The following is a 13,150-nucleotide window of genomic DNA, read 5'->3' as shown; positions in this document are numbered from 1 at the left end:
ATCCAACCTCGCCAAATAACGGCTACGGTCACGGTATCATTAATGCACTGGATGCTGTAGGCTCCGTACTCGAAGGCATAGGCACGGTATCCGGGAGGGTTGTCACAGCAGGTGATGATCTGGAAGCGCCAGTCCTGGAACATACACCTGTAAACTCCGCATTTACGGGGCTGGATATTCCACTGACCGCACGTGTTACCGATAATGTTGGTGTAACCACAGTGGAGGCTTTTGCCAAAACAACGGGCACGAGCCAGTACGTATATCTGCCGATGAATCGAATAGCTGGAGATGCCAAAGATGGAACTTACACAGCGACGATTCCGGCATTCCTAATCGAGTCACAAGGCTTGGAATACTATATCCGGGTTAATGATTATGGCAATAACGGATTCGAGAGTAAAGTTTACAAGGTTGCTGTATCCAATGGAGTCCAGCCTGGGTACCTGCAAGATTTTGAGGAAGATGATCTGGGCTTTACTTCGGGTGGAGTGGGCAATACGTGGGTATGGGGAGCGCCAACAAGTGGCCCGGGAAGCGCCTACTCCGGTGACAAGTTGATTGCAACCAATCTGACTGGTACCTATGCAGCGAACAGCAATGCCTATTTGCTCGCGCCACCAATTGATCTCACACAGAGCCCTGAGGGAGCATTGTTATCCTTCAAGCACTGGTATGATTTGGAGAGCAACATCGATTTTGGCAAGGTGTACATTGCAACAGAGGATAGTGACTTCGTATTTGAAGAGGCATTGAGCTTTACAGGGGCAGGTGGAGGCTGGAAAACGCAATATATTGACTTGCGTGATTATGCCGGTCAACAGGTATTTATCAAGTTTAATCTGACCAGTGACAATTCCGTCCAAAAGGCTGGTTGGTATATCGATGACTTTTCAGTACAAGCTCCAGATGATATTGCTCCGGGAGCGCCAAGCGGATTGTCCGCTACAGCTGACATTCTGGGGAACGTAAACTTGTCCTGGACGGGATCGGACGATGAGGATCTGAAGTCCTACAACGTTTATCGTTCAACGAATTCCGGCTCAGGTTATGAATTGCTCGGAAATACATCCGCAACGACATTTACGGATACGGCTACACTAACAGACTCGACTTATTTTTACACGGTAGCCGCTCTTGATTATAGTGGCAATGAGAGTGACAAGTCGAATGAGGTATCCGTATCCGTAGAGGTTCCTGAAGATATCTTCATCGATCACTTTGATGGCAACAGCGACAATGGGTGGACTCATTCCGGTACCAAAGACGAGTGGGAACGTGGAGTACCCGTCGTTGGACCTGCCAGTGCGGTTTCTCCGCCTAATGTTTGGGCAACCGATCTGGACAGCACCTATGAGAACGGTTCTAACTATTCTCTGGTATCGCCAGTCGTGGATTTAACCCAGGTCGATCAAGCTACGCTGACATTCAATCATTGGTATGAAATTGAAAGTGGATACGATTACGGTTATGTTGAAGCCACGAAAGATGGTGGTAACACATGGTCGGAGCTCGGCAAATTCTCGCATTCTTCAAATGGAAAACAATGGACTCCGGTATTCTACGATCTGGCTGCATTGAAGGGAAATGAAGTTCAATTCAGGTTCAGATTGACTTCGGATAGCAGTGTCGTCAAGCAAGGCTGGTATATCGATGACTTCCGCATTCTGGGTATTGCCGCTGAGACGGTTACGAAAGATACGGCGGTTATTCTGAACAGCGACAAGCCTAAGCCGGAATATGATAATTCTTGGTATAAAATTTCAAGTACGGACAAGGCTGAATTCAATAAAACCAAGCAGGAGCAGCCCGAAGTACAGAAACCTGGAACAGGCTCTGTAACACCGCAAAGCTTGCCTGCAAGTGCAACGGTCACCGTTCTGGAAACAGGACGTTCAGTGAAGACGGACCCGACGACAGGCAAATACAGCTTCACTCACGTGGCGGGTGATTATACGTTGAAGGCTGAGGCCTATGGATATTATCCTCAGACGAAGACGGTAACGATCACAGACGGTAGTGGAGCGACAGCCAACTTCAATCTGGAAACCATTCCCCAAGGAAAGGTTGAAGGTATTGTAAGTGATGAGCGAACAGGAAAACCTATAGCTGGCGCTTCCGTTCTCGTGTTGGAAGATGCTCAAGTAGGGGCAGTTCGTACAGGGGCAGACGGCAAATTCGTTCTGGATGTTCTGGAAGGAAGCTATACGCTGTCGATCATCGCAACGGACTACTATAGTAAAACTGTAAATGTAACAGTACCTGGAAATGGTACAGTCGAAGCGAAAGTTGCCTTAAAACCATTTATCGGGTTTCCTGGTGAAATCGCCTATGACGATGGAACTGCTGAAAATGCAAGAGCCTTTGTGGCCGCAGATAATGCATGGGCTGTACGAATGACGCCAGAATTGGAGACAGCACAGCTTACAGGTGCATCACTTCGATTCTGGAACACACAATGGCCTGTACCTGGTGGAACAGCGTTCAAATATGCCGTCTATGATGCCTCCGGATCGGGTGGAGCGCCAGGCCGATTGCTGGCGGGACCTTTCGACGGTACGGCATTGCGCAATGATCAGTGGACAACCGTTGAATTTCCAGAGCCGGTAGTGGTACAAGGCGATTTCTATATCGTGTATGTGCAGACTGCAGTCGGAACGAGCGCACCGGGACTCGCAACCGATGAAAATGGTGTGAACGCAGGGCGGAGCTGGCAGCGTGTAGGCGGCGTATGGAGTACTGCACCAGCAGAAGAGGGTAACTATATGATTCGTGCAGTGGTGAAATATCCTGTGAATGCACCTGTACTTACTGCACCAGCAAACACGTATACCAATAAATCAACCTTCATCGTTTCGGGAACTTCTCCCGCGAATGGGGCAGAGATTAAAATTTATAACGGAAAAAAATCGGTTGGTTCAACATCGGTTCAGAACGGGAAATTCACTTATAATGCACAGCTTCAACCAGGCGTTAATGCGATTACTGCCGAGGCGGTAGTTAACGGAAAAACGACAGACCGCTCCCTTCCAGTTGTGATCATTTTGGATCAGACAGCACCTGTGTTAACGGTTGTTACGCCTGAAGAGGGAAGTCGAACCAACACTGAAGTGGTCCATGTAACCGGCGATGTACAGGACCAATTCCTCGACAAGGTGACCATTAACGGTCAGAAGGTGAAATTGGAGCAAGACAGAAGTTTTAATCACCGCGTACTAGTGAATGAGGGCAAGAACACGATTACAATAATAGCGACAGATATTGCAGGTAATAAAACAACCGTGACCCGGACTGTGTATGTAGACACGTCTTTGCCTGAACTGACCAATATCTCTCCAGCTGAGGATGTACGGATTGTTGCAGGAGAAACCGTAACGGTTTCGTTCGAGAGTATCCCCAAATTACAGGCTTCTTTCCGGATTGAACTGCCATCCAATCTGAGCACACAAGCTGGGGCAGAGATTCCATTGGTGGAAACGGAACCTGGTCATTATACCGGCACCTATACCACAGCTTCTTCGCTGGTCCTTGAGGACGGAGTGATCGTAATCCGTGCTCAGGATGCAGCAGGAAACAAAGTTGAGGTGGAAGCGCCAGGGCGGTTGTTCGTATCCGCAGCAGAAGCTCCGGACACGAATGTGCCAGCTGACGAAAATCTGTTGCCTTAATCAAAGCATCACGGAGACGTTTCTAATTTAAATTCAAATTAATTCAGAAACGATGATCTGAAAATGTAAAGTGAAAAGCCGACAAGACCATAGAATAATGGCTTGTCGGCTTTTTGTGTGCAAATTCAAGAAGTTTGCCTAAGATCGTTCGATGATATTGCATATGATGCATCATCTTAATGAAACAGTGAAACGTGTTGAATATGAAGACGGGAGGAACGAAGTGTGGGCATTGAGAAATCGCAACCACTAAGAAGCAAGTGGCTAAAAACTAAGGAGTTGCTCAAAAATGATTCCATTAAACCATTCATACCTGAACACAAAAGTTTAACAAGGCGAATCTGAGGTCTATGATTAGCAGGTATGGGATGGTATATATTAAGCCTGAGATAGGTACATTTGGAATGGGCGTAATGAAGGCTGAGATGGAAAATCAACAGGGTTTTGCGTATCAGCTGAATCAAAAGCGTCTGACGTTTAATAGCTTCGATTCGTTCCACAAAAGTCTTGCACACGTTGTGAATCAACGAAGCTACCTCATTCAAAGAGGAATTCATCTGCTGAAACACAACAACAGGCGCTTTGATATCCGCGTCATGGTACAGTTAAGCCCTAAACAGCAATGGGAAGCGACGGGGGTAATCGGTCGACTTGCACATCCCAAAAAAATAGTAACCAATTATCATAACGGCGGTCAGCCAATGGATATTCATAAACTTCTGGAATCTCATGTGTCCGCAAAGCGCAGACATGAACTGATTCAGGAGATGAATGAGCTTGGTCTTGTAATAGCTCGTCATTTGAACAAGAAATACAAGCGATTGAAGGGAATTGGCGTGGATATTGGACTGGATCAAAGTCTGAAACCCTGGGTCATTGAAGTGAATGCCAAGCCGGACCCTTATATTTTTAATCAATTAAAAGACAAGACGATGTATCGCAAGGTACTCCGATATTTCCGCCATACAGATCATAAGCCATAAAAGCTTCGGCCTAACTTTGGACATCCTTGATTCCGAACTGTTACATGAAGAGAAAGCTTCCTACTATCACGAATTGGTGAGCAGGAAGCTTTTTTGCTGATATTCTCAGAAGGTCATTCTGATTCGTGTCGTAATTTTATATAGTTATTGTCGTAAGTTCCTATTAAAATTAGATCAGGTCTGTGTTAATTTATAGTTAGATGTCAGAATATCATATAGTATGGAGGTTAATCATAGTGACCATTCGAATAGGTAAAATAAGTTTATGGCACGTACATGCCTGGGATTATATTAAACAGGCTCAGGAGCATGAAGATACGGTGATGGCTGCTGTATGGGATGAAGATGTCGAGCGCGGACAGGAAGCAGCTGAACGTCTGAAAGTGCCATTCTATGCTTCTCTTGAAGATATGCTGGCACAGGACAACATCGATGCCGTCATTGTGGATGCACCGACACGTCTTCATGAAGATGTGATCACTGCTGCCGCGAAAGCGGGCAAACACATTTTTACAGAGAAAGTTATCGCTTCAACCTTGAAAGAAGTAAATACGATCATTTCTGATGTACAGGATAACGGAGTGAAAATGACGGTTTCTTTACCGCGTTTGAACGATGGATATACATTAACGATTCAAGATATTTTGAACCAAGGATTACTTGGTAAGGTGACTTATGTTCGTGTGCGCCTATCGCATAACGGAGCCATTGCCAATTGGCTGCCGGAGCATTTTTATCATCTGGAAGATTGTCAGGGCGGTGCGTTAATTGACCTCGGTTGTCATCCAATGTATCTGACGAATCTGTTCCTGGGTCAAGAAGTGACAGGGGTTAATGCTAATTTCGGATATGTGACTGGAAAAGAAGTGGAAGATAACGCTGTTGCTACCTTATTTACGGATTCCGGAGCGATCGGTGTGGTCGAGGCTGGATTTGTGAACAGTCATTCACCGTTTGCGATAGAGGTTCATGGTACGGAGGGCACACTGTTATATGGAACACCGGAGGATAAGCTGCTGATTCGGACGAATGTTGGTTCAGATGAACAGAAAGAATGGACGGAGATTCCTTTGCTTGAAAGAAGAGAAAGCGCATTCAGCCAGTGGGTCTCCCATATTCAAAATGATTCGATTGCTACCGAGAATTTGCAGACGGCTACTCAGTTAACTCGCCTGATGGAGGCGGCCAACCTTTCTGCGAAGGAAGGGCGTAAAATCTCCCTAAAGGAGTTACAGGGATAGGGTATTGGGAGGTGCCGCATTGAGCCGATATCCTTTTGAGAAAATGCTTGAACGACAGGATATCCTGGAAAGACTAGATGTCTCGATTCTATGGGGACACTACGAGATACGGGTTCTGCGATTTCATCTGACTTCTTTTCCGGCAGGCAGAATCGTTGATTTTCATAACCATGCGGAATTCGAGTTACATTTCATCCCGAGAGGGAAAGGAAAAGTCATTCTGGGAGATGAGATGCATCCACTTTCTGAAGGCATGCTGTATTTAACGGGTCCGGGTCTTGTTCATTATCAGGAGGCGGATTCTCAGGAAGCTATGGATGAATTATGTCTGCATGTGGATATCATTGAACATCCCAGAGAAGGCGTAGATCCGTGGGAGGCAGCAGAATCAGAGGAAACGATCGAAAAGCTTAGAACGCTTCCTCTTGCTCCGGTACATGATTATCATCGCGCCATGAACTGTTTCCTGGAAGCTTACGAGGCTTGTGACCGTAAACTGATCGGGTATTACACGTCCATTAAGCAGCAAGTGATCAGTATTCTGCTCAAGACCGTCCGAGCCTACGATATCGGGGGGAATCGGGCGGAGGCTCCTGTGCGAGACATGTCTGTGTACAGGTACGATTATGCCATTCAGTATATGGAGGCCAATCATCCCTCAGCAGTAACGCTGGAGAATGTAGCCGAGAAGCTGCATATCAGCAGCAGACAATTGCAACGAATCTTTTATCAGGTACAGCCGGAAATGCCTTTTAGCCGTGTGTTGGAGGATATTCGCCTACGCGCGGTGTGCCGCAATCTGGAAGAAAGTCATGTTTCCATTGAACAAATTGCATTGGCGTCAGGGTTTACCAATGCCAATTATCTACATGCTGTTTTTCGCAAGCGTCTGGGGATGACCCCATCGGCTTTCCGTAAAATGAAACAACCAAACCAAAAGTGAGGGTGATTAGATATGAGTAAAACGTATCGTGTAGGGATTATTGGCTGTGGCGGGATTGCAAACGGCAAGCATCTGCCAAGTCTGAGCAAGCTTGATAACGTAGAACTGGTTGCTTTTTGTGATATCGTTCAGGAAAGTGCAGATGAAGCCAAAGAAAAGTATGGCAGTTCCGAAGCACAGGTGTACACGGATTATCAAGAATTACTTCAGGATGAAACAATTGATATTGTTCATGTTCTTACACCAAATATCTCCCATGCTGAGATTTCAATTGCCGCGCTGGAATCCGGAAAACATGTAATGTGCGAAAAGCCGATGGCCAAGACATCTGCTGAAGCGCAAAAAATGCTTGAAGCAGCCGAGCGTACGGGTAAAAAACTGACCATCGGATACAATAACCGTTTCAGAGAAGACAGCTTGTATCTGAAGCAGCTGTGTGAAGCTGGCGAACTGGGTTCGATTTACTTTGCCAAAGCACATGCGATTAGAAGAAGAGCGGTACCCACTTGGGGTGTTTTCCTTGATGAGGAGAAACAAGGTGGCGGACCATTGATCGACATCGGTACACACGCACTCGATCTGACGCTGTGGATGATGGATAACTATCAACCGAAGGTTGTTCTGGGTACAACGTATCACGAGCTTTCACAAAGAGAAAATGCAGCGAATGCATGGGGCCCATGGGACCCGAAAAAATTCTCGGTTGAAGATTCCGCGTTCGGTATGATTGTGATGGAGAATGGTGCGACAATCATGCTGGAATCCAGCTGGGCGCTCAATTCACTGGATGTGGATGAAGCGAAATGCAGCTTGAGCGGAAGCGAAGCAGGTGCGGATATGAAGAATGGTCTGCGCATCAATGGCGAGAAATTCAGCCGTTTGTATACCAACGAAATTGAACTGAGTGCAGGCGGGGTTGCTTTCTACGATGGGAAGAGTGAAAGTGCACCGGATGTAGAGATGAGAAAATGGATTGAAGCGATCGATAAAGATCTGGAGCCGGTCGTAACGCCTAAACAGGCTTTAGTAGTTTCACAGATCCTGGAGGCACTCTATGAGTCTGCTCGTACAGGTAAAGCCGTATATATGAACGAATCCAATCAAGCTTAGGATACATCTCTGAAAGGGGTTGTATCAAAAGCCCCTAAAAAGCACATATCGATGAAAGAAATAACACCCATACGTTCAAAAGGGACAATGCAGATGTTTATCCTGCTTTGTCCCTTTTACGTTTTTCCGTCATTGCAGCTTTTTTAAGCAGATTGTCGGCTAGGCGAAGCCACCCGACCTCCAGGCTTACTTTTTGCAATCCCCCAAGCAGGAATCATCGGAAACCTCGATTGTTTTTGAATTGCCCAAGTCCGCTTTGCCAATGGCAGGGCGGTTTCCTCTTACGTATACGCGTCCTATGGCTGTAGCAGCCATCGATGCATTTCAGGAAACAGCAAGCCCCATGTGGATTCGTGATGCGTTCCACCAGGAATAACGTCGAATCGAATCTGCTTCTCCGGAACCCCTGCAGCGATTAAGGTCTGGTGGGTCAATGCGACGTGCTCGCAGGCAACCCGATTGAAATCGGGATTGTCCGTTTCCAGTTCTCCAATGCTTAGATAGACGCGAAGCGCAGGGGAGAGATTCGACTCTTGAAGCACATAGTCCCATTGAATTTTTGGTCTTTTATACGCTAGCAATCCGTCCATACCATGCCAAGGTACGGTACATATGATGTGAAATATACGAGCAGAAAAGAGGGTGTGTCTTGGCTGAGAATAAAACGGGGTATGGTGTTTCCATTATTGTCTGTACCAATCGGCCACAATTTTTTGACAACATCCTGCAAAATTTCAATCGACAGCGTTATAAAAGCAAAGAGCTTATCATTATTCTGAATCATGACAGCATGAATCTTCAATTATATCGGAACCGGGTTCGAAAGCATGCCCGTGTTTCCATATATCAAGTTCCAGAAAGCATATCGTTAGGACAAAGCCTGAATGCTGGAATCACACGAGCCCGATTTTCGTTAATCGCCAAATTTGATGATGATGATTATTACTCCCCTTTTTATTTGAAGGAACAAGTGAAAGAACTCAAGCGGACCCAAAGTGATATCGTTGGTAAACACTCATGTCTGGTCTATTTGGGTGCTTCAAAGACGTTGTTGGTCAGATCCCCCAGTGAAAAGAATAAACATGTGGAATTTGTACAAGGCGGTACGCTTCTGTTCAAAAAGGAGATATTAAAGAAGGTCCGGTTTACGGACCGTTCCATTGGAGAAGATGTAACCTTTCTGAGGCAATGCAGAAAAAGAGGATTCAAAACCTATGCTACGTCACCGTTTAACTATGTGTATCACCGGAGACAAAATAAACAAAGTCATACCTGGAGAGCAACTGATCAATTTTACCTGGAAGGAAGCAAAAGGTTAGCGATTACGGACGATTTCAGGTTATTTGCGGATAAGGAATTCTAGAGGAATTAATCCAGTGTAGGAGATGTGTCTGTCCAGTGCAGATGCGTCTTTTTTTTGCTTGGAAAACGGGGGTCAAGCTATAGAAGAGCAGAAACCACGTCACGTCCGCAGCCTTCCTAACGCGAAAAAGAAGACGCCCGATTAGCGCCTTCATTCTTCTCGTTTAATCATCATTTAAGAAAGATATTCCTCAACTTTTCACAAGGGCTGCCTTCCAATTTTAATTATCGGTACAATGAGTGCAGCCGCAATTTTAAAGCCTTTGTATATGTGTACTAGTAAATGCAGAATCTTGATATTTCAATCCGGCACCTATTGCTCTATCCAAACAAATATGAGCTATCCAGATGATCGACCCTAAAAGCAGATAATCGTTTGAAAAATATAAGTAACTTAATGCTAAAAGCAGAGGAAAAATAAATGTGTGTCCGAAATTATAAACCATCGCACCTATTTTCTTATTCATTGCGTAACCAAGCATTGTAAGATCAGGAACGAATAAAAGCACAAAAAACAACCAAATTGGAAAGTGTAGCTGCATGTAAATAAAAAAAGAAAGTATAACGGCTAATATATATTCCACATGAACGATTTGTTTATTCGTCACCATATCTCTCTCCTTATGAATCCTTTTGGAATAAACTAAGTAACAATTTTTCGATAACTTCTTTATTCTCTGAATATACCGCTTCACTTGCAAGCTCTTTAATGGTTTGCACGACTTGTAATGCCTGTTGGTAAAACTGAATTTTTTCTTCAAGTTTCGTTATTTTTTGATTCAATAACCATACTGTTGCATCGTTACATTCTGTTGATATGGATTGGTCTCGTAATATAAGTAATTGTTGCATCTCTTTTATTGTAAAACCTAATTGTTTTAATACGATAATTAGCTGTAGCTGTTTTTCACATTCTTCATCATACTCCCGATACCCATTTTCTCGCCTTAACGGATTCAATAAGTTCTCTTTCTCATAATAACGAATTGTATCCGTTTGAATTTGATATTTGCTAGCAAAATCCGTAATTTTCATATTAACCTCCTTCCCGATAAGATCATAACATTGGAGTAAACTCCAAGGTCAAGAGAAATAGTTACAAGACATCGGGCCTATTATGCTAGTTACAGGTCTTTAAAAAATAAGAACCTTGACTTTTGCAGGTGTTTAAGCGGTACTTGACAGCCGTATGGTATATTATAAAAAGTTCTTTTAATGGTGAACACATGATAATCATACAAGATGGGGTGTACGTGATGTTTCAATATAAGGATCAGGAATATGAAGGTGTACATTTTGAAGGACGTGACTTGCGGTATGGAGAACTAATCAGCTGTGTTTTCAAACAGTGTACCTTTATGAACGCTTCGATGGAAGAAATCGAGACAAGCAACTGCCGTTTTATCGAATGTGACTTTAAGGGCGCTTCCATGAATGGTTCCATCCATAGAGAGTCAGCTTTTGAAAATTGCTTATTTGGTGGTGCTAATCTCTTTGCTTCCAAATTCACTTCTTGCAAGATGACGGGTTCGGACTTTTCCGGTGCGCAAATGGATGGAATTACACTTAGCCAGGGCGATTGGTCCTATACGAATCTGAGACATACCCGATTGGGCAAACAGGACTTGCGAGGAATTCGTTTCTTTGAAGCCGACTTTACGGACACAGATTTTACCAAAGCGGATCTGAGAGACTGTGATCTCACAAGAGCAGTTTTAAGCAGAGCCAAGCTGCAAGGGGCCGATCTTAGAGGTGCTAACCTGGAAGGAATCGATCTGAAATCATTGGATATTAAAGGTGTACGTTTGGATCGCGAACAAGCGGTATTGTTTGTACGCTCTTATGGTGCGAAAGTAGATTAAGTTGAACATATACGGTTAGAGTTCATGCCAGTATTATAGAACGCAAGAACTTCATTCAGAAACAAGAAACCGCCTATAAGGCGGTTTTTTTGATATGGAGGTGTTCCAGATCAAGCAAATTTGCAGGAATAAGAGATATAAACAAGAAATAGTAAACATAAGTTTCAAATAAAAGGAGGCCATTATGTCGACTACATTAATTACTATTGTTGCTGTTATTGGCTTTGGGCTGATAACAGGTACAATCACTATGATTATGATATTTAAACTGCTCCGTAACAATAAACAGAAACAGCACCTTCGAAAAAGCATTTTAATGGAGGGAATTCCCGCAGAGGCGATTATTTATGACATTACACAAACTTCATCCAGTATGGATGGAAGGCCGGGAATACGACTGGATTTGACCGTAACTCAAGTTGACGGCCGTACCTTTCCCACGATTGTAGAGACATATATCCCGGTTACACATATTCCCCAATTCCAGAAAGGAAGTGTCATTCACGTAAGATACATAGCAAACGGAAATGAACGAAAGGTTGAGGTAGAGGATGCCTATATTCCTTAGGCGAGTAATCAATCCTCTTCTTTTGACAAATTTCTAACGACCAGATAAATAGCAAACATACCGATTAAAATAATAATTCCATTTATTATTGGAAACCACATGATCGTATATACCTCGCTTCATTTCATGAAATGAATTGCATTATGTTTCAACACCGTTTCTTTTTGAGCGTTTTAAACGCAAGGCTACCCAGCTCATGATCAGAGCAGCAACGAGTAAAAATAAAGTTAATCCTGCAATGACCACAAAGAAGGATTGGTCAAAAGCAGCAAAGGCGGCAAGTTTGAGTGACTCCGCAGACTCAGTAGGTAAACTTTCGGCAGCGAGAAGAGCTTCATCTAGACTGTCCTTCACATTAGCTGGCACATTAATCCCCTCAGGAATCCTCATAGCAAGCGTGTATACAAGAGTAGACATGCTCCCAATGATGGCAATACCTGATGCTCCACCCAGCTCATAACCCACTTCCTCAATCGATGCTGCCATACCGGCTTTGTGCGGAGGCGCGTAACTCATAATGGAATGGGATGCTGCGGTCATCCCTGCGCCAAGACCTGCGCCAAGCAGTGCTAAACCGAGGATCTGTCCAGTAAACCCTGCATTGAATTGCATCAGATATATCCCTATGCCCAGACCGGCGATCAAGAGAGAGAGACTTTTGATATATACGACATCTACACGATGCATGATGGAACCGACAATAGGGCCAGCAATGAGTGCTGCAACGGGTATAGATAAGGTAAAAAGTCCTGCTTGAAGCGGTGACATGCCCTCCACAAGTTGAAGGCGTTGAGTGACCATATATTGCACACCCATTTGCGCAAACAAACCGACCAGTGCGGTGATAAAGCCGGTGCTGAATCTTGGGATTTTGAATAAGGACAGATCCAAAAGCGGGTTGGTGCTGTTATTTTGACGGCGAATAAAGATGATAAGGGACAGCACACCTATTATTGCAGCGATACTGGCTAATGTCAGAGATCCTTCGCGTCTTGTGAATTCTTTGATGGAATAGATGATTCCCACCATGGCGATCATGATCTGAATGGAACTGGTGAAATCCCACTTTTTCGACGCATCACCTTGATGTTTAGGAATCATTTTTAAGGCGAAAACAAACGCGAGAATGGCAATGGGAAGGTTAATCAGAAACACAGAACCCCACCAGAAGTGTTGAAGAAGCAGCCCGCCGACAATCGGACCCAGTCCCGCACCACCTGATGCAATGGAGCCCCAAATGCCGATCGCGAGTGCAAGTTCTCGTTCATTCGTAAAGGTAACCCTGATGATCGACAATGTCGCTGGCATCATCATGGATGCGCCAACTGCAAGAAGAATTCTACTCATGACCAGTACAGCCGGTACTGGAGAAAAGGCAGCAGTAAGAGAAGCGACAGAAAATACGAGCAATCC

General features: G+C 44.5%; 12 protein-coding genes and 1 pseudogene. 8 read left to right on the top strand and 5 right to left on the bottom strand.

Annotation, left to right across the window (positions count from 1 at the left end; all coding sequences use genetic code 11):
* From AMS66_RS19515 to AMS66_RS19495, 5 genes are all read left to right on the top strand, one after another.
* The coding region (locus AMS66_RS19515; protein ID WP_082350795.1) for a carboxypeptidase regulatory-like domain-containing protein at window positions 1-3,668 on the top strand (3,668 nt) is incomplete at its 5' end.
* A gap of 368 nt (window positions 3,669-4,036) precedes the next feature.
* Window positions 4,037-4,651, top strand: a complete 615-nt coding sequence (locus AMS66_RS19510) for a YheC/YheD family protein (protein WP_236703526.1) — start codon at window positions 4,037-4,039, stop codon at window positions 4,649-4,651.
* A 236-nt stretch (window positions 4,652-4,887) separates the two neighbouring features.
* The gene (locus tag AMS66_RS19505; protein WP_236703525.1) at window positions 4,888-5,892 is read left to right on the top strand and encodes a Gfo/Idh/MocA family protein; all 1,005 of its coding nucleotides are present in this window, start codon (window positions 4,888-4,890) and stop codon (window positions 5,890-5,892) included.
* Window positions 5,893-5,911: 19 nt separating this feature from the next.
* Complete coding sequence (locus AMS66_RS19500) at window positions 5,912-6,835, top strand: AraC family transcriptional regulator (protein ID WP_024634223.1); 924 nt, start codon at window positions 5,912-5,914, stop codon at window positions 6,833-6,835.
* Between the two features lie 12 nt (window positions 6,836-6,847).
* Window positions 6,848-7,945 (top strand): Gfo/Idh/MocA family protein, encoded by a 1,098-nt coding sequence (locus tag AMS66_RS19495; protein ID WP_053782369.1) that lies wholly within the window; start codon window positions 6,848-6,850, stop codon window positions 7,943-7,945.
* Window positions 7,946-8,042: 97 nt separating this feature from the next.
* On the opposite strand, the pseudogene AMS66_RS34860 reads toward AMS66_RS19495, so the two are convergent.
* Both AMS66_RS34860 and AMS66_RS19490 read right to left on the bottom strand, forming a co-directional pair.
* Window positions 8,043-8,204: pseudogene (locus AMS66_RS34860) on the bottom strand (IS1182 family transposase); the annotation flags it as partial.
* A 37-nt stretch (window positions 8,205-8,241) separates the two neighbouring features.
* On the bottom strand, window positions 8,242-8,535 hold the full coding sequence (locus AMS66_RS19490; RefSeq protein WP_236703524.1) for an alpha/beta hydrolase-fold protein: 294 nt from the start codon (window positions 8,533-8,535) through the stop codon (window positions 8,242-8,244).
* A 59-nt stretch (window positions 8,536-8,594) separates the two neighbouring features.
* Between AMS66_RS19490 and AMS66_RS19485 the strand changes: the two genes are divergently transcribed.
* Window positions 8,595-9,308, top strand: coding sequence for a glycosyltransferase (locus tag AMS66_RS19485; RefSeq protein ID WP_053782367.1), 714 nt, complete (start codon window positions 8,595-8,597; stop codon window positions 9,306-9,308).
* Between the two features lie 253 nt (window positions 9,309-9,561).
* Here the strand turns inward: AMS66_RS19485 and AMS66_RS19480 are convergent, their stop codons facing one another.
* Both AMS66_RS19480 and AMS66_RS19475 read right to left on the bottom strand, forming a co-directional pair.
* The gene (locus tag AMS66_RS19480; protein WP_179132566.1) at window positions 9,562-9,918 is read right to left on the bottom strand and encodes a DUF4260 domain-containing protein; all 357 of its coding nucleotides are present in this window, start codon (window positions 9,916-9,918) and stop codon (window positions 9,562-9,564) included.
* Window positions 9,919-9,928: 10 nt separating this feature from the next.
* Complete coding sequence (locus AMS66_RS19475; RefSeq protein WP_053782366.1) at window positions 9,929-10,342, bottom strand: MerR family transcriptional regulator; 414 nt, start codon at window positions 10,340-10,342, stop codon at window positions 9,929-9,931.
* Window positions 10,343-10,563: 221 nt separating this feature from the next.
* On the opposite strand from AMS66_RS19475, the gene AMS66_RS19470 reads away from it, so the two are divergent.
* Window positions 10,564-11,169, top strand: a complete 606-nt coding sequence (locus AMS66_RS19470; protein ID WP_053782365.1) for a pentapeptide repeat-containing protein — start codon at window positions 10,564-10,566, stop codon at window positions 11,167-11,169.
* Between the two features lie 184 nt (window positions 11,170-11,353).
* A complete protein-coding gene (locus tag AMS66_RS19465; RefSeq protein ID WP_053782364.1) occupies window positions 11,354-11,737 on the top strand; it encodes a hypothetical protein in 384 nt (127 codons plus the stop codon).
* Between the two features lie 141 nt (window positions 11,738-11,878).
* Here the strand turns inward: AMS66_RS19465 and AMS66_RS19460 are convergent.
* Window positions 11,879-13,150, bottom strand: a 1,272-nt coding sequence (locus AMS66_RS19460) for an MFS transporter (RefSeq protein ID WP_201782200.1), incomplete at its 5' end; no start/stop codon positions are given.

The sequence above is a fragment of the Paenibacillus xylanivorans genome, from assembly GCF_001280595.1.
GTDB lineage: Bacteria > Bacillota > Bacilli > Paenibacillales > Paenibacillaceae > Paenibacillus > Paenibacillus xylanivorans.
The sequence above is the reverse complement of the archived record's forward strand: the minus strand, read 5'-3'. Positions and strand labels throughout refer to the sequence as shown.

Bases quoted from the DNA above. Each gene is read 5' to 3' on its own strand.
- AMS66_RS19475 (WP_053782366.1), bottom strand. From the start codon at position 10,342: ATGAAAATTACGGATTTTGCTAGCAAATATCAAATTCAAACGGATACA.
- AMS66_RS19465 (WP_053782364.1), top strand. From the start codon at position 11,354: ATGTCGACTACATTAATTACTATTGTTGCTGTTATTGGCTTTGGGCTG.
- AMS66_RS19510 (WP_236703526.1), top strand. From the start codon at position 4,037: ATGGTATATATTAAGCCTGAGATAGGTACATTTGGAATGGGCGTAATG.
- AMS66_RS19480 (WP_179132566.1), bottom strand. From the start codon at position 9,918: ATGGTGACGAATAAACAAATCGTTCATGTGGAATATATATTAGCCGTT.
- AMS66_RS19490 (WP_236703524.1), bottom strand. From the start codon at position 8,535: ATGGACGGATTGCTAGCGTATAAAAGACCAAAAATTCAATGGGACTAT.
- AMS66_RS19470 (WP_053782365.1), top strand. From the start codon at position 10,564: ATGTTTCAATATAAGGATCAGGAATATGAAGGTGTACATTTTGAAGGA.
- AMS66_RS19495 (WP_053782369.1), top strand. From the start codon at position 6,848: ATGAGTAAAACGTATCGTGTAGGGATTATTGGCTGTGGCGGGATTGCA.